Raw genomic sequence first — 26,578 nt, 5'->3', positions numbered from 1 at the left:
TTGCGCGCGTGATCCCTGCCAGGGGTGACTGGGGGACGGTCCCTGATGTGCGTCGAACTCGCCGGCTGGACCGTGATGTGGTGACGGCAAGGACAAACGGAGTTACCCCAACCCCGCGACGGCCGAATCCCTTGATCGTGCGATGTTCTTCGGCGGCGACGCGCTCATTCCTGTGCTCGGCCTGTGTTTCCTCATACACCCCGCCGAGCCCGGATTCGCCCGTTACGGCCGGACGCGCGCTGTGCCGGGCCATGCCCCGCGAGGATTGTCGACGGATTGTCGACCGCCTCGACGATAGTGGCGAACCTCGACGGGGCCGTTCGGCTCCGCGGGAAGTGGAGGTTCGGCGTGGGCATGGGGACGGATTCCGCCGTCGAGGGTGCGGCGATCTCGCTGCCGAAGGGCGGCGGCGCGGTCAGTGGGGTGGGGGAGAAGTTCTCCGCGGATCTGTTCACCGGCACGGGTAACTTCTCGGTGCCGATCGTGGTTCCGGCCGGCCGGTCGGGACTTCAGCCGGCGCTGTCCTTGGGGTACAGCACCGGCGAGGGGAACGGGCCGTTCGGGCTGGGCTGGCAGTTGAGCCTGCCGGGAGTGTCCCGCAAGACGTCACGGGGGATACCACGGTACGCCGACGCCGGCGGTGACCGGGCCGATGTCTTCGTGCTCTCGGGCGCGGAGGATCTGGTCCCGGTCGCGGGCAGCTATCCGGGGCGGGTCCGTTACCAGCCGCGGACAGAGGGCCTGTTCGCGCGGATCGAGCACGTCCGGGACGCCTCCCGGGATTACTGGGAGGTCCGCGGCAAGGACGGCCTGCTCAGCCGGTACGGCACTCCCCGTCCTGATGGTGCGGACGCGGCCTGGCGCGACCCGGCGGTGGTGGCCGATCCGGCCGCTCCTGGCCGGGTGTTCGGCTGGCGGATCACGCGCACCCAGGACGCGCTCGGCAACGTCATCCAGTACGAGTACCTGCGCGATCAGGGCCGGGAACCCGGGCATCAGTGGGACCAGCCGCTGATCGCCCGGATCTCCTACGCGGACTACGGCGACCGTGCCGCACCGTCGTTCCTCGTCCAGGTGGACTTCGACTACGAACCGCGGCCGGACCCGTTCTCCGGCCACCGGTCAGGGTTCGAGGTGCGGACGTCCCTGCGCTGCCGTACCGCCCGGGTGAGCACGCACGCCGTCGACGGCGTCGCCCGCGCCCTCCGCGAATACCGGTTCGGCTACCGGCAGGCCGCGTTCACCGGGGCTTCGCTGCTGACCCAGGTCGACGTCGTCGGCATCGACGATCAGGGTGTGCCGCCGGGACCGGACCCGGCGCGGGAGCACCTGCCGCCGCTGACGTTCCGATACTCCGCCTTCGACCCGGCCGGTCGCCGGTGCACCGCGGTGACCGGGCCGGGCCTGCCGACCGCGTCGTTGAGCGAGCCGGGTCTCGACCTGGTCGACCTGCGCGGGATCGGGCTGCCGGACATCATCGAACTCGGTACCGCGCAACGGGTCTGGCGCAACGCCGGTGGTGGCCGGTTCGAACTTCCCCGCCCGCTGACCGAGGCACCGCCGTTCTCACTGGGCGATCCCGGTGTGCGGTTCATGGATGCCGACGGCGACGGCCGCCCGGATCTGGTCGTTTCCACGGCGGCCAGGGGCGGGCACGGCTCGGGCGTGACCGCGGGCTTCTTTCCGATGACGTTCGGGTCGGGGTGGAGCCGCCGCTCGTTCCAGCCCTACCGGCAGTCCCCGTCGGTGAGCCTGGCCGAGCCGAACGTGAAACTGGTCGACCTGGACGGGGACGGACTGACCGACGTGCTCCGCTCGGGCAGCCGCCTGGAGTGCTGGTTCAACGATCCGGACCCCCGGCTGGCGTGGCGGCGCACCGCGGTCGGCAACGGCACCACCCCCCAGGTCGATCTGGCCGACCCGCGCGTGCGGCTGGCGGATATGACCGGAGACGGGATGCAGGACATCGTGCTGCTGCGCAACGGAAACATCGCCTACTGGCCGAACCTCGGGTACGGCAGGTGGGGGGCCAAGGTGACGATGCGCGGAGCACCCCGCTTGCCCGACGGTTTCGATCCGCTCCGGGTGCTGCTCGGTGACGTCGACGGGGACGGAGCCGCCGACCTCGTCTACGTCGATCGCGAGCGGGTTCTGTTGTGGGGTAACCAATCCGGCAACGCCTGGACCGAGGCGCCGGTCACCATCGCCGGTACCCCGAGCGTGACGGACACGGACGCGCCGCGGCTGTCCGACCTGTACGGCACCGGGATGGCCGGCCTGCTCTTCAGCAGGTCGGCGGGCGGCCCCGGCCGGACGCACCTGCGGTTCCTGGACTTCTCCGGCGGGGTGAAGCCCCATCTGCTCGAAGAGATGGACAACAATCTCGGAGCCACCACCAAGGTGACGTACCGGCCGTCCAGCCAGGAGTACCTGCGTGACCAGGCCGATCCGGCGACCCGGTGGCGCACCACCCTGCCTTTCCCGGTGCAGGTGGTCTCCCACGTCGAGGTGACCGACGCGATCTCGGGCGGCAGGCTGACCACGGAATACCGGTACCACCACGGCTATTGGGACGGCGTGGAGCGGGAGTTCCGCGGATTCGCGATGGTCGAGCACTTCGATACCGAGACTTTCGCCCCGGCCGGGCAGCCGGTGCACTACTCGCCACCGACGTTGACGAAGAGCTGGTTCCATGCAGGGCCGGTCGCGGCGGTCGAGGCAGGGGACTGGACCGAACTGGATCTGCGGCACGAGTACTCGAATCTCGACACGCCGATGCTGTCCCGCCCACCGGAGCAGGCCGCGTTCCTGGCCGGCTTGCCCCGGATCGCCCGACGGGCGGCGCTGCGCACCCTGCGCGGGCGACTGTTGCGCACGGAGTTGTACGCGCGGGACGGCACGGACCGCGAGAACCGCCCCTACACGGTGTCCGAGACGATCTCCGGTGTCCGGGAGGAATCGCCGTCGGGCACCCCGAGGGAACGGATCTTCTTCCCGTTCGGCCTCGGCAGCCGGACCACCCAATGGGAACGCGGCGACGAGCCGATGACCCGGTTCACCTTCCCCGCGGGCTACGACGCGTACGGGTTCCCGACCGGGCAGATCGCCATCGCCGTGCCCCGCGGCCGGGACCCGATGTCCGCGGTCGCGGCGGCTTCGCCATACCTGGCGACGTATTCGACCACCGAGTACGCCCGCCGCGACGACGCGGGCCACTACCTGATCGACCGGGTCGCCCGCGCCACCGGCTACGAGGTGGTCAACGACGGTCGCCTCGCCGTCGAAGACCTCCGCGACGCGATCCTCACCGGCGCCGGGGTTTCGTTGCGGGTGACCGGGCACTCCCGGACCTACTACGACGGCGACGCGTTCGCCGGACTGCCGCTCGGCGTGCTCGGCGACCACGGGCTGCCGATGCGGGCCGAGTCCCTCGCGTTCACGGAGGGATTCCTCGACACCCTTTACCGCGCCGACGACCCGGCCAAGGTCGGTCCGCGGCCGGTGTACCTGGCGCCGGGCGGGGCCACCGCTTGGCCGGCGGAGTACCCCCAGGAGTTCCGCGACCTGCTGCCGCCGCTGGCCGGGTACGTCAGCTACCGCGACGGCGAAGTGCCGGGCTCGCCCGGTGGGTATTACGTGACGAGCGCGCGGCACCGCTACGACCTCCAGGTTCCCGGCCGGGTGCCGCGAGGGCTGCCGGTCGCGTCGCTCGACCCGCTGGGCGCGCAAAGCCGCGTCGACTACGACCAGCACGATCTGCTTCCGGTACGGGCGGTCGATGCCGCCGGGCTCGCGACCGTCGCGTCGAACGACTACCGGGTCCTGCAACCGTTCACGGTGACCGACGTCAACGGGAACACGTCCTCGGTGACCTTCTCCCCGGCCGGGCTGGTCACCGCGCACTACGTCCGTGGCAAGAACGGTGAGGGCGACCGCGACGCACCCAGCACGCGGATGAGCTACGACCTCCTTGCCTTCGCCGAACGGGGCGTGCCCGTATCGGTGCGCAGCGCCCGGCGCGTGCACCACGACACGGAAACAGCCGTGGGGGCGGCCGAACGCGAGCAGGTGATCGTATCGGTGGAATACTCGGACGGCTTCGGCCGGATGCTGCAGACTCGTTCGCAGGCCGAGGACACCCTGTTCGGTCTCCCGGCCTTCGGTGGCGGGGTGATTCCGGCCGATCTGTCGGCGCCGGTCGGTGACACCGCCGGACGAACCAGGGCAGCGGCCGACCCGGACAATGTGATCGTTTCCGGCTGGCAGATCCACGACAACAAGGGCCACGTGGTCCGGAAGTACGAGCCGTTCTTCTCCACCGGTTATGACTACGCGCCGCCGCTCGACGTCCAATTCGGACAGTCGGCCACGATGTTCCACGATCCGCGCGGCCACGTCGTCCGGACGCTGAACCCGGACGGCAGCCAGCAGCGGGTCGTGTTCGGAATCCCGGTCGAGCTGAGCGATCCGGACCGGGTTGTGCCGACACCGTGGGAGACCTACACCTACGACGTCAACGACAACGCGGGCCGCACCCATCCCACCGAGTCGCAGCCTTACGCCGAGCACTGGAACACCCCGGCCAGCACTGAGGTCGACGCGCTCGGCCGCACCGTGCGAGCCGTCGCCCGCAACGGCCCGGCCGCCGCCACCTGGTTCACCACCCGGTCCGCCTACGACATCCAGGGCAACCTCGTCTCGATCACCGACGCCCTCGGCCGCGAAGCCTTCCGGTACACCTACGACCTGGCCAACCGGCGCTGGCGGATGGACGGTATCGACACCGGCCGCCGCGACTGCGTCCTCGACCCCCTTGCCCGGCCGGTCGAGAGCCGCGACGGCAAGGGCGCGCTGAACCTCGGCGTGTTCGACGTGCTGCACCGGCCGACCCGGGCGTGGGCGAGGGACGACGCCGCCGGAGTTGTCACCTTGCGGCAGCGGATCGACTACGGAGACGCGGGCACTCCCACTCAGCCCGCGGCCGACCGCGCCGCCGCTCGTGTCCGCAACCTGCTCGGCCACCAGGCGAGCCATCACGATGAGGCCGGGCTGGTCACCGTCGACCTGCTCGATTTCAAGGGCAACACCCTGCAGGCGACCCGCCGGGTGATCGCCGACGCACCTGTCTTGGCCACCTACGAGGCGGCCAAGACGACGGGTTGGCGGGTGGCACCGTTCCGGGTGGACTGGACGCCCGCCGCCGGCCAGACCCAGGATCAGCGCGACGCGGCCCTGCTCGAAACCGGCCGCTATGTCACGACAACGGCGTACGACGCACTGAACCGCGTCACGCGTCACGCGTTTCCGGCCGACGTCGAAGGTAAGCGCCGCGAACTTCGGCCGACGTACAACCGGGCTGGAGGATTGGACCAGGTCCGGCTCGACGACACCCTCCACGTCCAGCGGATCGCCTATGACGCCAAGGGGCAGCGGGCGCTGATCGCCTATGGCAACGGGGTGATGACCCGCTACACGCACGATCCGCGCACGTTCCGGCTCACCCGGCTGCGCACCGAGCCGTACCTCGCGGCGGACGCGAACACCTACCATCCACAAGGGACGGTCCTGCAGGACTACGGCTACGAATACGATCTGGCCGGGAACATCCTCATCGTGCACGACCGGACTCCGGGCAGCGGCATCCGGAACAACCCCGAAGCACTGGCCGCCACCGACCCTCGGCTGCGCGCGCTGCTCGGCAGCGGCGACGCCCTCGACCGGAGATTCGGCTACGACCCGATCTATCGCCTGCTGACCGCGACCGGCCGCGAACACCAGGCACCGCCCGCCGGGGATCCGTGGATCGATCCGCCGCGTGGCACCGACATCACCAAGGCCCAGGCCTACCTCGAGACCTACCGCTACGACGCCGTAGGTAGCGTCCGGCAACTCGCGCACGCCGGAACGGGCGGGTTCACCCGGGACTTCACGGTCGAGACCGGCAGCAACCGGCTGAAGCGGATGACCATCGGTACGACACCGTATGACTACACCTTCGATGCCAACGGCAATCTGACCGCCGAAACCAGCACCCGGCACTTCACCTGGAACCACGGCGACCAGCTGTCCACCTTCGCCACTCAGACCGCGGGCGCCGAACCCTCCGTCCACGCGCACTATTTGTACGACGCCGAAGGACGGCGGGTGAAAAAGCTCGTCCGCCGCCAGGGCGGCGCCGTCGAGGTCACCCATTACGTCAGCGAAACCTTCGAACACCACCGCTGGACGGGGACACCGAACGGCCAGAACAACCACGTCCACGTCATGGACGACCACCAGCGGATCGCCATCGTCCGGATCGGTGTCGCCCATCCCGACGACCGCGGCCCCGCCACCGCATTCCATCTCGCCGACCATCTCGGCAGCAGCACCGCTGTTCTCGATGGCACCGGTGCGCTGACCAACCGCGAGGAATACACCCCCTACGGCGAGACCAGCTTCGGCAGTTTCACCCGGAAACGGTATCGCTTCACCGGCAAGGAACGAGACGAAGAGAGCGGCCTCAACCACCACGGTGCCCGGTACGCGATGGTCTGGTCCGCCCGATGGATCTCCGGCGATCCGATCGGGGCTTCCGGGGGAGTGAACCAATACCTGTACGCCGCGGCCAATCCCGTCGGCTTCCATGATCCGGCGGGCACTGAGCCGGAGAAACCCAAGACCGGCGGCACGACCGGATCGGGCGAGGATCAACGGACGCAGTCGGCCGGACAGGCCGCCGTCGGCGTGAAGGACGCCGCCGAGCGGGAGGTCTACAAGGCGAAAAGCAGGTCTGCGTCCCGAAACGCCGTCAAGAAGATCGACAATCTGGCGAAAACTCCCGGTAACCAGCTAGACGCCGGAGTGAAGGCGTGGGACGCCTCGAAGCAGAGAAATCTCTTGCGCGAGCAGACCAGGGTGAAACTCAGTCCGGGAGGCCGGGCGATATCCGAGGCACTCGACAAAAGCCAGACGTGGCATGAATTGGTGAAGAAGTACGGCTCTCCTTGGGAGAGCTACCAGAACGCCGAGAAGATCGCGTCGGCAGCGGGGCGGAGCCGCGTGTGGTTCAGCCGCCTGTCCCGTGGTATCGGCATCGCTTCGGCGGCGCTGCTCGTCTACAGCGTCTACAAAGGACTGGAACGCGTCGCGAACACGCCGGCGGGTCAGCGGCCGGGCGTCGTAGGCGAAGAGGCAGGCGGAATCGGTGTCGGCCTGGCTGCCAGCGTCGGAGGCGGAGCGCTCGCGGCCACCATGCTCGCCACGGCGCCCGCGTGGGTCGTCGTCGGTGGCGTCGTGGTGGCCGGAGCCGTGATCGGTTACGCCGGTGCGAAGCTCGGAAGCTGGATCGGCGGTGCGATCGGACGGATCTGGGACAGTCCGGTGGCGACCGTTCCGCATGTCGAACTCACGATGCCGGAAGAGCACATCGGACCGGTGGTGCAGACCGCGCACGACGACCCGCCGCCCCCGCCGCCGTCGCCGGAGCACACCTCCAGCCCGTTGATGCGGATGCGTGCGGAGCCGAGGCCGAGCCGCCCGCTGAAGCAACCCGCGCTTTCTGTCACCAAAGGGCTTTGAGCACCCCCATCGGGATGAAGACTTATCGGAAGGATCCGTTGTGACTATCGAAGACTTGTCAGTGGGGAATGGCGGACAGGCGTTGTCCATGGGGCCTCAGGCGATACCGCCACAACCGCAGCCGAACCGGTCACCGCGGGTGTCTGTCAGCCCGCCGGCGGGGAGGGTGCTCGCCGGTGTTCCGGTGGTGATGTCGGTGTTCACGGACCCGGGTGTGCGGTGGAGATGGAATGCGGGGGCCGCTGAGTGGATGGATTCTCCGGTGGTCACCTACACCGGCGAAATCTCGCTCACTCGTGACAACGTCGAAGTGATCGCGGGCAGGTCCGTAACGTTTCCGAGCCCGGGTGACCATGTCATCACCGCCGCGGCGAATACCGTGGAGGGACAGGTCATCACATCCGCCCCTGTGACAATCCACGTGGTGGCGGCCGTGGGACCGGCCTTCACCGTGACAGCGCCGGCCGCGGGCACCGTGGTTCCCCTTCGCGAGGGCGGCGGACAGGTCGACGTGCGGGTCGCCATTCCCGCCGACCAGTACTTCCCGGTCACGGTCGCCATCGCCCGGGATGGTCAGGCCTTCTCCGCCGAGACGATCTCCAGCACCTCGTACCAGCTGACCGTGCCACTCGGACCGATGCCGCTGGGACCGCGAACGATCGCGGTGAACGTCTCCGACCGCGACGGCCTCAACTCGACCAAGACCGTCACGGTGACCGGACGCGACGTCGCGCCGCCTGACCTGCGGATCGACGACCCGCTGCCCTCGGCCAACATCATCGGCGACGTCAACGGGGCGGTGACCGTGCGCATGCGCGGCGGCACCGCCGACAACCAGTCGGGAATGGTCGGCGGTCAGGCGTCCGTGGCATGGGCGCTGGCCCCGACCGGAACCAGGACCGCCGCGGTTCCCCGGGCGGCGGGCGACTTCACCGCGTGGACCGCCGACGTGCCGATGACCGGTTTCGGTGCGCACACGATCTACCTGTGGGCGACCGACCAGGCGGGCAACGGCACCCCGGCCGACGCGCCGGAGGTGGTGCCGGTCGTCGTGATCAGCTCCTTCGTGCCGTCCACTTTGGACGAACGGCTGAACGAGCGACAGTACCTGGCCGCGCTGCTGTCGTTCGCGCAGGAACAGGTCACCCTGCCAGGAAACCCGCTGCCGCAGCTGGACACCGCCACACTGGTCGCCGCGCTCGGCCAGCCGGTCGACCGCCTGAGCCAGCCGCTGTCCGCGGCGGCCGATCGCGGCGGGCAGGAGATCAACCAGCTCAGGGTCCCCATCGAGCTGCTGCGGGCCCACATCGCCGCCACGCACACCGCGACCGAGCCCGGTGCCGCGATGGAAGCGAGCTACCGCGACGCGGCCTACACGTCCCTGCTCGCCTCCTACGGGACGAGCTACAGCCGGCTGAGACAGGTTCGAGGCGCGACTCCGGCGGCGCGCCAGGCGCTGGCCGCCGAGCTGGGCATCCGGCTGTCCCCGAAGACGCCGGACGAACTGGATCAGCTGACCTTGGAAGGCGGAAGGCTCAGCGAGACGACGCTGGAAACCTTGTTCGGCTTGCCCGCCAGCACGGGTACCGACCCGCTCAGAGCGCCGCCGATTCCGCTGCTGCGCACCTGGCAACTGGCGGCGCAGGCGCTGACCTGGGCCGAGCAGGACCAGCGCCCGAACCCGCCGCGGAAGTTCCCGGTCCTGCTCGACCCTGACCTGATCGGCGCGCCCGATGTGGTGCCAGGGCCGAAGGGCGACCCCGTCCGTGCCCTGCTGACGCGGCGAGCGGGCGAGCTCAGGAGCTTCGCCAACAGCCTGGAGAAGGCGCGTGTCGCGGCCGCCACTCCGGCGGCCGGGCTCGCGGTGATGCTGACGATGGCGCTGCCCGGCGTCGACCTCGCCGATCTGGCGGCCAAGGACCAGCGGGGTGTCGACATCGGTGCCGCGCTGTCTTCCGCAGGGCTTACGCGCGGCGGGTTCCTCTTCCTGGTGGGACTGGGGCGGATCGTGGCAGGGGCCGGGGCGACCCAGCTGGAATGGGCCGACGCCAATGCGATCCTCACGGCCGCCCACAAGCCGTCGATGTACGCGGCCTGGCGCACGCAGGAAACGGCGTACGTGCTTTCGCCGGACTTCTTCGTTCTCGCCGACACCCCACCCCAGGCCAACGCCTACCGGGCCGACGCCCGCGCCCGTGCCGCCTGGCAGAAGGTGCTCCGCAGCCGCATCGCGCAGCGCCAGGACCTGATCGCCGCCACCGGTCGGGCGGTGGCGGCGGCCGAGCAGACGGCGCTGCCGATCCTGCGTGACGCGCTCCTCACCGATCTCGCTCCGACGACCACCGGCGACATCGGGGAGGAGATGTCGGCGCGGTTCTCCGTGGACGTGCTCGCCGGTGGCACCCTGCGCACGACCCGCATCAGACAGGCTCTCGAAAGCGTGCAATCCCTGTTACTGGCGAAGAGATCCGGCGAGCTGACCGCGACCCATCCCGCCTTCGCGTGGATGCTCAAGGACCCCGTCGCGTTCACCGCGGCCTGGGTCTGGATGGGCGAGCTGGGCAGCTGGCAGGCGGCGACCATGGCCTTCCTGTTCGCCGAACGGCACCTCGATCCGGCGCTGCCCGCGGCGTTCGTACCCCACGTCACCTCCGGGCAGCCGAAGCCGCTGGACACCCTTCGCGCGAACATCCGGGGCTCGGGTCCCTTCAGCGCCGCGGACGCCGTGCGAGAAGGAAACGGCTACCTGCAGGCGATCGGGATGACGGCCGTCACCTACCTGGACCCGAACGGCAGGACGGCCGGCCACCAGGACGCGCTCCGGGCCGTGTCGGCGTCGCGGCCGGAACCGGGGAACCGGGAGATCTTCTGGGCGGTGCCGCTGCTGCTCGCCCAGCGCCTTCAGTCGGCGGGGGATTTCCAGGCCGCACTCGACTGGTACTGGATCGTGTACCCGTACGACCTCGAGTCCACCCTCTCCATCTACCACCGCATCGCCACCGAGACGTCGTTCCGGCCGAACCTCACCTTCCGTCCCGGATGGACGGTGAGGGCCAAGCTCGACCCCTTCGCGCTCGTCGGCGACACGATCGCGCCGAGGCCGGCGCCGTACACCCGGTACACGTTGCTGTGCGTCATCCGGTGCCACATCGATTACGCGGACGCCGAGTTCTCCAGGGAGACCGACGAGTCGGTCGCGAACGCCCGCACGCTCTACGTCACGGCGCGGCGCCTGCTCGGTGTCGCGAAACTCCAGCCGCTCGAACCGACGAACTTCGGCGAACCAAAGCTGGCCATCCCGGAGCTGGCCTCCCTGCGGGCGAGGGTCACGGTGCAGCTCACCAAACTGCGGCAGGGCCGCAACATCGCCGGGATGCCGCGCACGCAGGGCCTGTCCACCAAGGTGACCGTGAGCCAGCCGACGCCGTTCAGGTTCAAGACGCTGATCGAGCGAGCCCGGCAGCTCGCCGGCCAGGCCGCTCAGATGGAGGCCGGTTACCTTGCCGCGCTGGAGAAGTACGACGAGAAGAGCCTGCGCCAGTTCGATGCCCTCAAGGGGATCGAACTGAGTGTCGCGCAGGTGGGCCTGGCGGCGAGCAGGGTGAAGGAGGCCAACGACGCCGCCACCGCCGCCGTCGCGCAGCGGACCAAGGCGGAAACCATGGTCACGACCTACGGTGCCGCCATCGACGCACCGCCGAACAAATACGAACAAGACCTGCTCGATGAGTTCCAGGTCATGCGTGACATCAGGGACGACATCGCCAACGAGAACGCCACGATCGGCATCGCGCAGGCCGCGGCCAGCGCGGCCAGCATCACCGATGAGATCTTCAGCGGAGGTGCCGCCGCCGCTGCCGCCGCCGTGACGGCCGGGGCGACGATCCTGAAGCGTTTTTCGGAGCAGCATCAGAACAAGGTCGAGGCACAGATGCAAGCCAACCAGCTGCAGGCCGGCCTCGCGCAGCGGCGTGACGAATGGCGGCTGCAGCAGGCCGCCGCGCAGCAGGAGACGCTGGTCGCCGCCGCTCAGGTCGACGTCGCGAACGATCAGGTCACCATCGCCACCCAGGAACAGGCGATCGCCACGCTCCAGCGCGACCAGGCGGTGGCGACGCTGAAGTTCCTGAACTCCCAGTTCACCAACGCCGACCTGTACCTGTGGATGAGCTACACCCTCGGCGGGGTCTACCGTTACTTCCTCCAGCAGGCCACCGCCACCGCCCGGCTGGCCCAGGCGCAGTTGGCCTTCGAACGGGCGGAACCGGCGCAGGTGCTGATCCGCGACGACTACTGGCAATCACCAGCACCCGCCGCGGGCGGCACCAGCCAGCTCGACCGTCGCGGACTGACCGGTGCGGAACAGCTCAGCGAGGACCTGACCCGCCTCGACCAGTACGCGTTCAGCTCCGAGCGGCGACGGCTCAACCTGTCGCAGACGTTCTCCCTCGCCCGGCTGATGCCGGTGGAGTTCCTGGAATTCCGCCGCACCGGAACGCTGGCCTTCGCGACGCCGATGGCGTTGTTCGACCGGGACTTCCCCGGCCACTACCTGCGGATGATCCGCCAGGTGCGCACCAGCCTGGTCGCACTCGTGCCACCGGACCGGGGAATCCGCGCCACGCTCTACTCCAACGGGATTTCGCGGGTGACCAGTGGCCGCGACGGCGTCTTCGAGGACATCACCGTGCGCCATGATCCCGGCATCGTCGCGCTGACGTCACCGGTCAGTGCCAGCGGTGTCTTCGAGCTCGACGTCCAGTCGGACATGCTGCTGCCGTTCGAATCCAGTGGCGTCGACACCACCTGGGAGCTGCAACTCCCGCGGGCGGCCAACCCGTTCGACTTCTCGAGCATCGTCGACGCACTGATCACCATCGACTACACCGCCCTGTACGACGACGGCTACCGCAACCAGGTCACCACCCGGCTGAACGCGGATCGAGAGCGTGGCGCGGACTGCGTGTTCAGTCTCGCCCGCGACTTTCCGGACCAATGGTACGACCTGAACAACCCGCTCAATTCCACCACCCGCTCAGTCACCATCACACTGCGCGATGTCGACTTCCCAGCCACGATCGAGGACCTCTCCACCACGTCCATCGCGGTCCGTCTCGCCGGTGACGACCCGATCCCCGACACGGTGGTGTCGCTGCATCGCGGTCCCTTCGGCGGGGACGCCACGGCCACCAACGGCATCGCCAGTACCCGGCGTGGCAACGCCGCCGCCTGGAACGCGTTGTGCGGCACCAGTCCCACCGGTGACTGGCAGCTGAACTTCGGCGCCGACGCCGCGGCCCTGTTCAGTTCCGGCGGCCTCGACGACCTGCTGCTCGTCGTCAGCTGGGCCGGTCAGGCACCCGCATGGGAGGTGTAGGGAAGACCACGCTGGGGTGATGATCGACGTCTCCAGGTCGCCGGGGTAGCGCCCGGCCGATCCGGGTTCCGGTGTGACTGCGGTGGCGGGTGTGGGGGTGTGTGGAAATAGGGACACTCAACGTCCCTATTTCCACACACCCTCTCTGGATCTGGTGGTCACGGGGACGTCTCGTGTGGGACTGCGTGGATTTTGGGTCATCTGACGTCGGCCGCAGCCACCAAGGTCACGACGTGGGGTTACGCGCGCCGTGATCTCATTGCCCACTGCTCACCGGATCATGTGTCGACAACGCCTGGGAGGACAGGGTTTTCGGCCAGGACAGGCCCCGAGGGCCATCGCCTTTCATCGCCTTGAACGACCGAAGCCCCGCCCCTCCGAAGAGGAGCAGGGCTTCTGACCTGCGAAAACAGATGGTGCGCGATACTGGGATTGAACCAGTGACCTCTTCCGTGTCAGGGAAGATTAAACTGGGCTCCCGACCAGGTATTTCCCCTGTTTTCGCAGGCCAACGGTCTCTCGTTCTTCTCGTTGGGGCGGCTTCGAACGCGTTGCGGCGCGTTCAGGTCGCCTGAATTTCGCCAGTTGATCTTGGATTGCTGGTTACGAGGAGTTACTTCGTGTCTGCCAAAGCTGCTGGTTATCCGGTCGAGCGCGATGCTGTTCTGCGGCTGGTCACCGTGATTGTCGGCGTCATCGTGGGGTTGACGTTCCTGTTCGGGTTCGGCAACGTCCTGGCGTTCGGTCTCAGGCTCGGTGTGCCGGGTTGGGTTGGTCCGCTGGTTGCACCTGCCGTGGATCTGTCGGTGCTGGCGCTGCTGATCGCGATCCGGCAGTTGTCGTTGCGTGGCGTCTCTGCCGAGGTGATCCGGCCTGCCCGCCGGCTGCTACTGGTCTCGAGCTTCGTCACGCTGGCGTTGAACGTGGCCGAACCGCTCATTGCCGGGGAGATCGGCCGGGCGCTGTTTGATGCGGTCGGCCCACTCCTGTTGATCGGCTGGGCCGACGTCGGCCCAGCACTACTCCGCGAGCTCGCCTCCACGACTCCGGCCAAAGAGGAAACGGCCGTTCCGTCGGCGTCGCCGCGTCCATGCGTGCCAGCGGCTCCAGAAGTCCCCGCGGATACGCGGCCTGAGCTGATCGACTCGTCTCCGCCGCCTACGAAGCGGTCAAGCCTGTCGAGGCTCGACCTCGTCGAGCGCGCCATCGAGGTGGACCGCCGTCATCGCGAGAAGCATCAACGTCCGATCTCAGCGGAGGGCCTGATGCGATGCTTCGGCCTGGGAGCGGAGCGCTCCCGCCTGCTGATGCGCACAGTCCGTGCTCGATGGGAGGAGCACTCACAATGTGATCCCGTCGGAGAAGTAGGCGATCGCCGAGCGCCCAGTGACGTTCGAACGGCAGGAGGATTTGTGGTAGGGGCCATTGACTGAGTTGCAGAGGCGGTCCCCGAGCAGGCTGGGGCGATGTGTCTTCCTTGCCAAGCACCCCTGGCGGCCCTTGATCAGCCCGCGCCGTTCTCAATCCTGGTCGCGGCGGGCGCGAACGTTGTCGAGGCTGTTGGGGTGCTCCTTGAGTAAGGCCGCGAGTTGGTCGGCGGGGATGACATGAGCGGCGAGGTCGGCGAACCTGTCGGCCTCGGCCTGCCAGTCACGTTCAAGGTGAGACCAGTCGGCGCCTGCGCCAACGGCTGCAACGTACTCGGCTACGGCCTGCCGCCAAGAGGGAGGAATGACTTCGGGTCCGGCTGCGGCGTTGATCATGGTGAGGCAAACGAACCCGCATTCGAGTGCGATCTCGGCGAGAGAATTGCTCAGGGCGTCTTCGTTGTAGTCGGATGTTAACTGTGGAGCGCACGGCTTGCTCGCGTCGGTTAGCACGAGTGGGAGACAGGCGCGAGCGGTAGGGTGGTGGAGGTTGCTGGCGAGTTGGTAGTACTGCCGATACGCCGAGTCCTGAATGGGCATGCCTGGGGCGGTGAAGTTCTCAGCGTATTGGCGGACCTCGTTGTCCTTGATCCAACGGTTGGCCAGCATCCAGGAGTCGGCCTTGTCTGGGCGGAGGGCCAGCATGCGCGCCAGGCTCGCTGACTCGTAAACGTCACGGGCGTAGACGCGAGCCTCGAGGTAGAGGCCGCTGGTGGCGAGGATCGTCGCGGCACGGAGGCCGCGGAAGGCCCGGGTGTAGCAGGCGAGCGCGGCCAGCACGTTCGTCGCTTTTGCGGTCTCGTTAAGGCTGGCCGTCGCGAGATTGATCATGTAGTCGATGAGGTCGAGGCCCTCGCTGATGCGTCCAAGCCAGATTCCGACCTTCTCTGAATTCTGAGCTTCTTCGGCGTACTGGTCGAGGCCACGCCACGGCCACGGCACTTGTTCGTCGGTCACACTTCCTCCTGTGTCGTCATCGTGCGGCCGGACGGTGGAGATGTCTTGCTCGCGGGCTACGTTCGAAAGCCGCTAGGTGTTTGAAGGCTAGCGAGATGTCGCTCGTTGGTAGGCCACGAGGTTTGCAGGACACAAGTTTTCGACGGCGGCCTGTTCGAGGGCTCGTACCTGGCTGGTCGTCAGCTTTCCGCTTTGTCCCAGGTTCTCCAGGTCTAGCTCTGAGTAGCGCTTCTGAGGAGCGTGACCGTCGCGCAGGACGTCCCAGTCGGCGCACGTCATGCGGCCGGTTGTCAGGGCGTCGTCGTCAGTCAGCGTCGTCTGTGCTGTGTGTACTCGATCTAAGAAAGTTATCTCAGCTTGGGTACGAGCCGGAGTAGGCGGCGCTGGGGTGTGGTCGGTCGGCGGATTGCTCGAGCAGCCTGCGAGCACGATCGAGTAAGCGATGGCTCCAAATGCAGTGGTTGAGCTCCATCTGACCTTCATATGGCCTCCATTCGTCTGTTCGTTTGTGTGTTCGCGGTCGCTGTTGGCCTAGTCACGCGAGTCGTCGGATCAGGCCGGTGTAGCCGGCGACGGCGAGTGTCGCCAAACCCCAGATGACAAACTGGATTGCCCAAAGGCCTGCGGTGAAGATCTGTCCTGCGAAGGTGTAGGTGTCGAGGTCACAGCGACTGCGGATGCCAGTGCTGGCCAGCGGAAGGCCTCGGTCCAAGCCGAGTCCGACACGTTCGATGAGGGAGCAGGTGGATCCAGGCGGGGCTGTTGCGGAGGCGGGTGCAGCAACAGGGCGTCCGGTGTCTCCGGCGGGTACGCTTCCCGCGATTATGCCGAGGAACGAAGCAAGGACCAGGGTGATGCCCAGGGCAGCGGCGACTCCGCGAACGCGGTAGCCGTATCCGGCGATCCGCCCCCACAGCCAGTGGACGGTGCGAGGGAACCACCCGCCGAGATCTCCGCGGGCACGGAGATCGTCCTGCTGGGCGCGGAGAACTGTTCGTGCTTCGTTGTCGTGTCCGTATGACTTGAGCAGGAGTGCGAGTTGCTGGTACGGCTGGGGGCTGTAGTCGGAGGTGTGATGACGTAGTAGGTGCCGCCATCGGGCTGAGTCGACGTCGGCGAAGTACGTGTAGGTCAATCCGGCGACGTTGACTTCTGCGGACGACGTCGCGTGTTCACGGTCGTTCGAGCAGATTGTTTTGGGGGAGAGGGAGATCTCTTGTACCTTGGCGACAGCGAGGTTAAGGACTTTGCCCTTCTTATTGACGAGTTCAATACCTGTGAGGTCTAGCTTGCCTTCGATCACTGAGCTCGTGAGGACGATCGAGCCGGTGATTCTAGCGTCCGCGCTGAAGTCGACGTCGTTGTGGACGCGGAGTCGTTCTGCAGACAGGGACGGGCCGGAACTGTTGGTGATCTGAGCCTTGGTCCCGACGAGCTGGGTGCCGATGTTCGCCCCCGTCAAGCGAACGGCACCGTACTGGCCTTCCCCGCGAGCGATGAATCCGTCGCTCAGGTAGATCGTCTCGCCCACATGGAGATCTCGAGCCGAGATCGCGGGGCCGGTACTGTTGCCGATCTCCGCGCCGGAGGCGTCGAGCTCACCGTCGATGCGAGCGCCGGTCATGCGGACCGCCCCACGTTCGCCATGACCGGAGATTTGGAGCCCGCCTTTCATGGATAGATCGGCTGCGATCTGGATTCCATCGGCGGAGAAGGCTGGTCCCGAGTCGTTACTGAGCCTTGCGCCGTCGAGAGCGAGACCGTTGCCGAGTTTTGCTGACCTGAGTCGGATGGTGCCATTCGCACCGTGTCCTGTGGCTTTGAACGGCTCGGACATGAAGACAGCGCCATCGACGCTGATCTGCTCGCCGATGAAGGCAGGACCTGAGGTGTTGACGAGTTCGGCCTGTGTCAGGATCAGTTGTCCGCCGATGTGGGCTTCGGCCAGACTCAAGGTTCCCCTGCCGCCGGCGCTGCTGGCGTAAAAATCTTCCTTGAGGCAGAGAGAACCGTCGACACGCAGTCGGTCCGCGGCGAGTGCTGACCCTGATTTGCTGAGAAGTCTCGCTCCAGACAGGTTCAGCTTGCCGTGAACGTGCGCTGCGATCAGTTCGACAGCGTTGCCTGTGGAGGTTTCCACGGTGAACCCATTGTCGAGGTCAAGTTTGGCGTCGACCTCGAGCCCGTTTGCGCTGAGATGCGGCAGGAACGAGCCGGTTAACGCCAGCCATGGAAGATGAGCGTCGTCCAGGGCCACGGCGTGATCGAACGTGCACCCGAGTAGGGCCAAGCCCGCCCGAGGGGCCACGTGGCGGAGATCGAGCTTGCCTGTGATTCTTGCACCAACTATACGAATACCGCGTGGATCTAGGTCTTTGCCGTCGGAGAGCAGGGCGTCACGTACTGCGCCCGCCGGTAGGTGATGACCTGGTTGCTCGCTGACCCGGAGTGACTGAATGCTGAGCGTGCTGACACGAAAATCCGTCCCGGTGCGCGCGGCTTCGAGCAGCCTTTCGGGAACGTTACTTGGGGCAGGCGTGGCCATGTTGAGTAGTCGCGGATATCGGTAGCCGGCGCAACGCTTGGACTGAATGGTGATCGTTTCGATACCGGTGGTACACGATGCCTTGGTCTCGTCGCCTTGCGGCGGTGACAGGTGCACTTCAGAAGAACTGGCGCCGGCGGAGCCGAGAAACGCAGTGTCGAAACTGGCTACTGGGCATCGGGGGTGTCGAGGCAAGGTCAGTTGAGTAACCAGGCATGATGCTGTGATCGCAAGCGTGTGTCCGGTGCCTTAGAGTGTCGAGATGTCGAGACCTCCTGCCGCTATCGTCCAGCTGCCGCCGTGGCTGTGGGGTGGTAACCCCACAGGATTCTTCGCCGATGCTGGCCTCCACGCTCGTGTGCACAACTCGGTGGACGGCACGTGGCTGGTGAAGACCGAAGAGCGTCACCGCAGGGTGTCGCCGAGTCTGGTCGAGGTTCATCACATGGCAGGGGTCCGTCAGACCCCGGCGAGGTTCGATCGAATCGCGATATTCGCAGGACCACGGCTGCGAGGCCCCTTGTCCGCACGCGAACATCAGGTCCTGTCCGAGCGCTCCGATCGGGCAATGGCCACTAAGGACATCGTCGACGCTTTCAGCGTATTGACCTTGCAGACACTTCTTGCGGACCAGAATCAACTGCCCGACATTGTCGGACACGTTCACGGTGAGCTTTTGGACTTTCGCTTCTCGGGCGAAGTTGCGGACCAGGTGTTCCCCCACGCGGGGGTTCATGTCGTTCGACGCCGGAGCGAGTTGGTGCACAGGATCAAGATGGCCGGGGTACTACTTCGCCTGGAGTACGACGCGCAGCTGACGGGCGGCGACCTGAGCGGGATCAAGGCGGCGCACGACGCAGGTCAGCTCATCTTCTCGTCATCCGAACACCTTCTCAACGGCGCGGCCTTCCTTGATGTGTACGTGGGGCCGCTGATGGGTGCGGCATCTCCAGCGATGTGGAATCTGTACGCCGCGCGCGAGTTCGGCATCGTGGTGTACAGCCTCGGACGATTCATCGTGGCAGCCAAGGGTGATGCTGCGGAGATGCTCCACTTCCTGCCGGTACGTGGTTCGCTGGAGTCTGTTCCTACCCCGACGGTCCGCCCGGACGCCTGCTCGACTGCCCTGGACTGGTGGGGAGCGAAGCTCAACAACCTCTTCGGCGTTCTCACTGACCCGGTGACTTTCACCGACCAGGCGGGACGATATGTTCCGGTGAAGCATCTTCAGGCCATAAGTACTGTTGAACAACTGTTCAAAAGGATTACTTCCCTGCAAGCTGCGCATCGTGATGTCACGGCGCGTCGAGTGCTGTTCTTTTCTGTCATGGATACGCTTCATCGTCTCACAGGTCGTCCGCTCGAGAAGCACTGTTCTCTGGAGTTCGCCACCGAGACGCTTGAGCGGCTACATGCAACGATCCCCACGGAAGCCGCAGATGTTCTGATGCCCGCAGCTGAACGTGGTGTGACGGCCTTGCGCAGGATTCAAGACGGGTTCTACCTCGCTCGGCAGTTCGGGCGAGACGAGATCGATGTCGTGGACAACGGTACGGCAACCGGCACGCTGGACCTGGAGGCTGCAGCCAGCGAGTACCTCGAGATGTTGCGGAACGCAACCCACGGATTCGGCTCGAACAGGTCGCGACGCGTCGGCCTGACGAACACGCTGCTCGCGCATCATGATGGTGATGTGCCGCATGACATCGGGTTCTTGGGATACCTATTCCTCTTGGATCTGCTGAGTCAGCCTGAAATACTCAAGGGCGCTCTCTACCGTGGTGGACGTCTTTGACGCCGCTGAGCATCGCAGTTTGATGCTGTGCTCGAGCAGGCCCGGCATGTTGGGCGATCGGCTGACGGCATCGCGATGGCGGTGGCCAGACGAGTGATCCTGACTGGCCGTCATCGGCTTCCGGTCGGGTCCGGCAGAGTGGCGATATTGTCCCATCATAGAATCACTCGATGCCGAAGAGCCGAGGCAGGAGAAGTGCGTCAGGCAGGCGTGGGGGTAGTGCCCGAAGACAGAAGTCGACGACTGTCCGCCGTCCGCTGAGTGAGGCGGACCAGTCCCCGCTCGATCATCCCGACTTCCTGGCTCTCATGGAGAGAGCCAGGAAGGCCGAGAGAGCCTCCACGCCGCGGAAGCATCACATCGTGCCCGAAAGCTACCTTCGGCGATGGGCTGAAAACGGTCAAATACGGGTGACCGAAATTGATGGCTGCCGAACGTATCTCACCTCGTCCAAGCGTGCGGCGAAAATAACCGACTATTATCGTGTGGAGTCCGATGATATCGACCCTGAACTTGTTCCTCCTCTGCTGTTCGAAGTATTCTTCAGTGATGTAGAACGCGCAGGAAAGGAATCGATCGATGTGTTGCTCGGTCTGAGCGGTGCCACGCTCGACGCGGATTCGCGATCCTCCCTTGCCCGGTACATCGCATTGCAATGCACTCGTGGTCAGAGTTACCGAAGTCAGTCTCGCAAGCTGGCTAATGATATCTTCCGGTTGCAGTACGACGGGATGACTGAAGATGGTATCCGCGCCCTGCTGAGCCGTCGAGGTATGGAGTGGGACGAGGATGTTGTCCGCGAGATTCGTCAGCAGGTCGAGGAGGTTGAGAACGGCACGCTTTTCGTCTCCCCTCAGGATGCGGCGGTCGTCGGTGAGGCGGTCCGATCGGCCGAGTGGATGGCTGAATACCTCTATGTGCGCGACTGGGTCGTTTACCGCACACCTCCGGTCCTGCTCACCTGCGATGAACCGGTGATCTTGATCGGGGGGCCCGGACAGCCCCGTGCCGAACGTCCCGGCGTCGCGACGGCTGGCGTTGTCATATTCCCGCTCGCACCGGATGCCGTACTTGTGATGTTTCGCCGTGATCTCGCACCTAGTGGGGCTCATGAACTCGATCACGCCGAGACCGCCGAAGTGAACCTTGAGATCTTGGCCAACTCGTCGCGATGGGCATTCGAACGCCCATCGCGGAACATGGCCCGCCATCGTCGGGTTCCGCAGGTTGCTGCACCGACGGAGATCGAGCGAATCGGTCTGGAGCCGGATACGGACAACGAGCTCATCCGTACCTACCGGCCGAATCGATGGGCCAACGCCGAGCTTCAGCCGGATTGGCCCGTGGCGAGGGGGTGGAGGTGATCTGGCCGGTCTCAGAGGTACGGTGCCAGCGCGCCGGCCGGAACCGGACGACGCAGATACGAGGCGACCTGGTGAAAATCGATCAGGTGGATTGAGGATTCGGCGTCACGGTCGATTTTATCGAACCAGGTGCCGAGCCCCTGCGGGATCGCAGCGTTGTGCCCCCAGGGTCGGCGAAGTTGATCAAGTGCGTGATGCCGGGGCGGACCACTGTCGCCGGCTCGCGCCGGGGCGGGGACGAGCCGTTCAAACAATGTCGATGCGATGCCGAGCGGCGAGCCTGGCTGAGTATGTCGATCACTACAACCGCCATCGCCCATCGCTCCTTGGGGCAACAACCGCCCGACCGAGGGCAGGTTCCCGACCGGATGACGGGCGGACCGGTTCGTCAGCATGATCGGCTCGGGTGGACTGATCCACGAATATCAGCAGGTCGTATGACGTGACACAGTTCTCGGTACCCACAGCGTCCTTGAGTCAGTCCATGTTCGGCTACCGCCAGGATCGACCTGCGAACGACGGACAGGCTGGCCCGTCACCGGTTCGGTAGGGAGCCGCTGCAACTAGGGGTGTCGAGATCTCCGACTAAGGTTCACCGTGTCGACTCCGGAGCCTCTCGCAGGTGTGATCCACCAGGAGGGTTCGGACGAAACGCCACCGGTGGTGGATCCACGCAAACTGGTTGCCCCCAGGGAGACACCATGGCCAGACGGCCGCGCTGCAGAACGTGCAGTACCAGGGACAGACGGCTTCGCCTGATGAGGAGCGTGATAGCGATCGCTACCCCGCCCCTCATCGCGTTGGCTGCGTTGGCGCGAGAGCTTGCACCTCTCGTGCACTAGCGCGCACCAGCCGTTCCACTACGAAACCAGGGGCCGGTCCTTTCGGGGGCCGGCCCCGTCCCATGAGGTATTGGACGCAGTGCCTCAGTACGCAGTATCGCACGTGTTATCAGCAGGTCACAGCTTGCTCGACCTGCTGCTCGGCGGCGTGCCATGTCAAGGTTTCACCTTTCTGGGACTCTCCGCTCAGCGGCCTGGCTGGTCGCGTGAGGCGACGGTCGTGCAGGTCGTCACGGACGACATGCCGTACCTGGTGGATTCCGTCGCGGCCGAGTTCGCGCGGGACGGGGTGCAGGTGCAGCGCATCGTGCACCCGATCGTCGTGGTCAGCCGCGATCTGACCGGTGAGCTGCTGGAGGTCCACCCGGACGCAGACCCGGCGGATCCGCCGGCGAACTCCGCGGCCGAGTCGTGGATGTACATCGAGATCGACCTGGTCACCGACCGGAACCGGGCCCGTGAGCTGGACAACCGGCTGTCGTCGGTGCTGGGTGACGTGCGCGAGGTCGTCGAGGACACCGACAAGATGGCCGAGACCGCGCGCCGTCTCGCCGACGAGCTGGACGAGAACCCGCCGCGGCTGTCCGCGAGCGAGACCGCCGAAGGTGCCCGCCTGCTGCGCTGGCTCGCCGACGGTCACTTCACCTTCCTCGGCTACCGCCGCTACGAGCTGATCGACAACCCGCACCCGGACAGCGACGAGCCCGCCTTGCGCGCGGTGCTCGCCACCGGGCTGGGTGTGCTGCGCCAGGACAGCCTGGCCGCGCGCAGCCTCACCGCCGGTCCTGACACGGCGGCGTCCGCGCTCGCGCCGACGCTGCTGGTGCTGACCCAGGCGAGCGCGCCGTCCACCGTGCACCGCACGGTCTACCCGTACTACGTCGGCGTGAAAACGTTCGACGACAACGGAAACGTCACCGGCGAGCACCGCTTCCTCGGCATGTTCACCACCACCGCCCTGACCCCAGTCAACCGTCGGTCTCGAAGGTCGCTGGCGCGTGGCAGGGGCAAATCGGTCGAGTTCGCGCCCGAAGGCGGATCATTCCGGCTCAATCGAGGAACGCTCGGGTCCGCTGGGATCGTCTCCGGCCGTTCCCAGTGGACCGCGAGGATGGCCCGCTCCAGGCAAGGACGGCTACGAAGTCGTTGTCATCGCGAACGCCACTATCACTGGCATGGCGGGCGATGTCTAGTTCACATACTCAGTGGCGTTCCCCCACCTGCATGGCTGGATGCGCCGTCCGTTTGGTTATCCGTGACTGCGACGCGAAGTTCACCGCGGCATTCGATGCGGTGTTCGCGTCGGTCGGTATCGAGGTCTTGCAGAGCCCTGTTCGAGCTCCGCGGGCGAACGCGATCGCTGAGCGGTGGGTAGACACTGTGCGTCGCGAGTGTTTGGACCGGATGCTCATTGTCAACCGGCGTCATCTGGAGCAGACGCTGGCCGGGTATGTCGATTACTTCAACCAACATCGGCCCCATCGCTCATTGGACCAACACCCGCCCGATCGAGGGCAGGTTCCCGGCCGGATGACGGGCGTCGGACGGGTTCGTCGGCACGATCGGCTCGGCGGACTGATTCACGAATATCAGCAGGTTGCGTGGCGGGACAGGGGTCTCGGCACCTACACGGTCCGCGCCGAGAACCAGGCTCCGAGGCGCTCCATGGCATCCTGGTGCCGGTCGCGGAAGCCTTCGAACGGCAGTGACCCGTCCCATCGGAGACCGACCATCCCCGGCTCCGAGAAGTCTAGATCGTCGTAGCCGCGCCGGATAAGGGCGCCGGCGTCGAGTTCGAGTTTGAATCGGACGTGCCAGCAGGCCTTGGTCGGGTCGATCTCGTACGCGTGCAGGCGCAGGCCGAGCCGCCGGAGCACGGCCGCCTCGCTCTCCGGGTCTGGGTAGAACGTCGACCACGCGAAGTAGTCCTTGACGGTCTCCTCGATCACGGCCAGCAGATCGCTGGCCACCGTGGTTCCGTCCCAACGCAGGGAAACCGCGAGTCCGGCGGTCAAGTCGCCGGACTTTGCGTCGAGCACCGCAACTCGCAGGGACATAGGCGACTCGTCGAGATCTTCGGGGCCGAGCTCGGCCAGCGGGCGGATGATGCCGGGGTTGCGGATGCGCACGGCGACGGTGTGCTCGGCGTATGCTCGCTCAACCTCGTCCAGCCACCGCGCCACGATCTCCCGGCACTCCGGGCTGGTCGGTATGCTGTCGAGGGCCAGCTCGCGCGTCATAGCCCAGTGCGCCGGTCGGCTCGGCGACGACTGGCGAACGAAAGCAGTGTTAGTGAAGCCCGGCATCTCGACGGCCGCCCGTATGAGGAGATCATCGACGCCCAGCCGGTCACGGCGGGCGAACGCCCCCGACTTCAGCACCTCAGTGGCGTGCCAGCCGCCTGCGGTGGACAGCAGATGACCCAGCTTCTCGGGACTGCCCTGCTCTAAGTCGTCGGCGCGATGGCCGGTGAGGATATTGTCCAGAATGTCGTTCTCGACCGGGTCGCGCGGATAGTCCTCCCCCGACGGCGGCCGGTCGGCCGTCCCGAGGATAACGTAGAGGCCGTACGGGAACATGACCTCGTGCACGTCGTTCTGCATCAGGATGCCGATCTGGTGCGGCGCCCCCATCTTGGCCAGCGCGGCCGATATCAGGGTAAACTCGCCGTCCCGCTTCGCGGGATCGGAATACAGATAGATGTCGTGCGCCGAGGTCAGCACGACGGAACCGGAACGCGCGAGCGGGTCGACCCGGGTAATGGACCAGGTGCCGTCGGCCGGCACGGCCCGGTAGCCGACCACGTCGTGATGCCGCGCGGCATAGTCGGTGAAGGCACGGTGGAGTTCGCGCCAGTGCGTCGAGACGAGGATGCACCGGAACTCGGACTCGTCGATTTGCTGCTGTGACCGTAGGATCTCGCTGTACTTGAAGATCTCGTGGGCGGCCTCGCGGGCGCTGTGGTCGGAGCACTTGACTTCGATCACCACCACGTTGCCGTATCGGTCGTGGGCGACGATGTCGACGCGTCCCGACGCGCCGTCCGGGTCCTGGAGGGTGACCTCCGTGTCAACGAGGGTCATGCCGAGCTCGATCAGTTCGAGATGGCCGGCGAGAAACTGCGTGAATTCGCGCTCCGGAACGTGACCGCTACTCATGACGTCCTTACGTCTCGACAAGGATCCTCCTACCGTAATGCATCGGCCGACTCCCGGGCGGCGATGCAATCGCGCAGATAGACGGCGCTCATCGGGCGGGCAAATCCGCTAGGACGTAACCCGGCTGAGCCGGTAGATGGAGAAATTTAACAGGGTGGCGATGGGGCCAGGCCCGCCGAGGCGGGATGACCGTCGCCGGTCAGGCTGCGTGCTTGGGCTACCAGCGTCCGTTCACCGGTGCATACCCGGTCGCAGTCCGGGAGGGTCGTGACCACGGCCTGTCGGACGATCTTGGCTACCAGACCGATCAGTACTTCGGTCACCGCACAGTCGGCGTCGGGGGCACGGGTGGCGGCCAGGAGTTGCTGGTGGGCGAGATCGAGCCGACCGTCAACGTACAGCGATGAGCGTTTCAGACGGGGCGTGTCGCTTGCCATCGCGTGCCAGAGCGCGGGTGTCAGGTTGATCGAGGTGCACCTGTCGCCGCCGGCGAGGCGGGCGAGGTACTCCTCCTCGCCGGGCAGCCCGAGGCCGTCGACGTGCGGTCGAGGTCCGCGCACCGTAGGCCGACATCCGTATCGTGTCGACGTTCATCGCCGATGCCAAAGGCGCCAATATTTCGGTCGTCGCTTCACAGGATGACGCGACGATCCAGCGGATGAGCTGGAACTCCGGTCGGTGCAGGTGACCAGAGCTCGGTCGGCGGAGCGGTCTTGCCGAGGCCGATGACACGACAGCGGGCGTGCCGTCCAGCTGGTGCCGCAACCGATGAAGATCGGTCTCATACCCGAGGAGATGGCTGGGCCGCGGAGATATGCCAGGGAACTTCGGGAAGTGCGGCGAAGGTGGCGGTAATGCAAGTCGCCGTAAATTGTACTGGCTTGGACGCCGTCTCAGGTCAGCTCACGGTGGTTGGAGTTGTCGAGGTTCTCCTCCGGCGTCGGGTCTGGCTACCACAGACTGTCAACGAGGTTCGCCTACTCGGTACTGTCGACTGGGTCAGGTCGTGTACGACTGAGGGAGTGAATGTGCCGGATCCGGTTCTTGTGTCCATCGCTGCGGCTGCGGCAGGGCGAGCCATCGCGGGTTTGTACCAGCTGATCAAGAAGCAGTTCGCGGACGACGAGGTGGCGACCGCGGTGCTGGAAGCCGCGGAGGGGGCGGCCGAAGACTCGGTCGAGGTGCGAGACCTTGGCGTCGCGCTGGAGCAGGCGGAGGCGGCCGACTCGGACTTCAGTGAACGCCTGCGTGCCTTGTGGCAGCAAAATGCCGACAACAGCGGTGTGACCAACCAGATCTCGGGCACTGTGCACGGCAACGTGGTCCAAGCGCGCGATATCAGCGGGGGGATCACTTTCTGATTCGCTGTTGCCGACTAGAGGAGGGCCGATGGAGCACGGCAGCCGCGGGAACCGCATCGACGGCTCTGTTCACGGTCCGGTGGTACAGGCCAACGTCATTCACGGCGGGGTTCACTTCCTGCCCGGCGCTATGTCCTGGGGCTCCGTGGAGGCGTGGATGGCGCCTCGAGACGGCTGATCCGGGCAAGTCCA

General features: G+C 66.3%; 12 protein-coding genes and 2 pseudogenes. 8 read left to right on the top strand and 6 right to left on the bottom strand.

Annotated features, from left to right (window positions below):
• Nucleotides 1-354: 354 nt before the first annotated feature.
• From L324_RS08840 to L324_RS08830, 3 genes are all read left to right on the top strand, one after another.
• Nucleotides 355-7,560: a SpvB/TcaC N-terminal domain-containing protein gene (locus L324_RS08840; protein WP_152546748.1), complete on the top strand. Its 7,206-nt coding sequence runs from the start codon at nt 355-357 to the stop codon at nt 7,558-7,560.
• 424 nt (nt 7,561-7,984) lie between these two features.
• Complete coding sequence (locus tag L324_RS08835) at nt 7,985-12,937, top strand: Tc toxin subunit A-related protein (protein ID WP_152546747.1); 4,953 nt, start codon at nt 7,985-7,987, stop codon at nt 12,935-12,937.
• A 620-nt stretch (nt 12,938-13,557) separates the two neighbouring features.
• Complete coding sequence (locus L324_RS08830) at nt 13,558-14,370, top strand: hypothetical protein (RefSeq protein ID WP_037305587.1); 813 nt, start codon at nt 13,558-13,560, stop codon at nt 14,368-14,370.
• Between the two features lie 87 nt (nt 14,371-14,457).
• Here L324_RS08830 and L324_RS08825 read toward each other — a convergent pair whose 3' ends face one another.
• From L324_RS08825 to L324_RS08820, 3 genes are all read right to left on the bottom strand, one after another.
• Nucleotides 14,458-15,321 carry a hypothetical protein gene (locus L324_RS08825; RefSeq protein ID WP_037305586.1) on the bottom strand — a complete coding sequence of 288 codons (864 nt, stop codon included), beginning with the start codon at nt 15,319-15,321 and terminating at the stop codon, nt 14,458-14,460.
• Between the two features lie 87 nt (nt 15,322-15,408).
• Nucleotides 15,409-15,804 carry a DUF732 domain-containing protein gene (locus tag L324_RS44100; protein WP_152546746.1) on the bottom strand — a complete coding sequence of 132 codons (396 nt, stop codon included), beginning with the start codon at nt 15,802-15,804 and terminating at the stop codon, nt 15,409-15,411.
• A gap of 52 nt (nt 15,805-15,856) precedes the next feature.
• Nucleotides 15,857-17,578, bottom strand: a complete 1,722-nt coding sequence (locus tag L324_RS08820) for a hypothetical protein (RefSeq protein ID WP_152546745.1) — start codon at nt 17,576-17,578, stop codon at nt 15,857-15,859.
• A 550-nt stretch (nt 17,579-18,128) separates the two neighbouring features.
• Here L324_RS08820 and L324_RS08815 point away from each other — a divergent pair.
• Both L324_RS08815 and L324_RS08810 read left to right on the top strand, forming a co-directional pair.
• A complete protein-coding gene (locus L324_RS08815) occupies nt 18,129-19,661 on the top strand; it encodes a hypothetical protein (RefSeq protein WP_152546744.1) in 1,533 nt (510 codons plus the stop codon).
• A 362-nt stretch (nt 19,662-20,023) separates the two neighbouring features.
• A complete protein-coding gene (locus L324_RS08810; RefSeq protein WP_161780835.1) occupies nt 20,024-21,025 on the top strand; it encodes a DUF4238 domain-containing protein in 1,002 nt (333 codons plus the stop codon).
• Nucleotides 21,026-21,036: 11 nt separating this feature from the next.
• On the opposite strand, the gene L324_RS42170 is transcribed toward L324_RS08810, so the two are convergent.
• Nucleotides 21,037-21,420, bottom strand: coding sequence for a hypothetical protein (locus L324_RS42170; RefSeq protein ID WP_152546743.1), 384 nt, complete (start codon nt 21,418-21,420; stop codon nt 21,037-21,039).
• A 643-nt stretch (nt 21,421-22,063) separates the two neighbouring features.
• Between L324_RS42170 and L324_RS08805 the strand changes: the two are divergent.
• Both L324_RS08805 and L324_RS44095 read left to right on the top strand, forming a co-directional pair.
• Nucleotides 22,064-22,828, top strand: a pseudogene (locus L324_RS08805) (NAD-glutamate dehydrogenase); the annotation flags it as partial.
• Between the two features lie 224 nt (nt 22,829-23,052).
• A pseudogene (locus L324_RS44095) lies at nt 23,053-23,313 on the top strand (hypothetical protein); the annotation flags it as partial.
• A 179-nt stretch (nt 23,314-23,492) separates the two neighbouring features.
• Here L324_RS44095 and L324_RS40840 read toward each other — a convergent pair.
• Nucleotides 23,493-25,025: an endonuclease NucS domain-containing protein gene (locus tag L324_RS40840; RefSeq protein WP_051173774.1), complete on the bottom strand. Its 1,533-nt coding sequence runs from the start codon at nt 25,023-25,025 to the stop codon at nt 23,493-23,495.
• 146 nt (nt 25,026-25,171) lie between these two features.
• Nucleotides 25,172-25,585: a hypothetical protein gene (locus L324_RS08795; protein WP_152546742.1), complete on the bottom strand. Its 414-nt coding sequence runs from the start codon at nt 25,583-25,585 to the stop codon at nt 25,172-25,174.
• Between the two features lie 468 nt (nt 25,586-26,053).
• Between L324_RS08795 and L324_RS08790 the strand changes: the two genes are divergently transcribed.
• A complete protein-coding gene (locus tag L324_RS08790) occupies nt 26,054-26,386 on the top strand; it encodes a hypothetical protein (RefSeq protein WP_037305579.1) in 333 nt (110 codons plus the stop codon).
• Nucleotides 26,387-26,578 lie beyond the last annotated feature (192 nt).

This window comes from Amycolatopsis orientalis DSM 40040 = KCTC 9412, from assembly GCF_000478275.1.
GTDB classification, from domain to species: Bacteria; Actinomycetota; Actinomycetes; order Mycobacteriales; family Pseudonocardiaceae; genus Amycolatopsis; species Amycolatopsis orientalis.
This window is presented reverse-complemented; position numbering and strand designations above follow the sequence as displayed.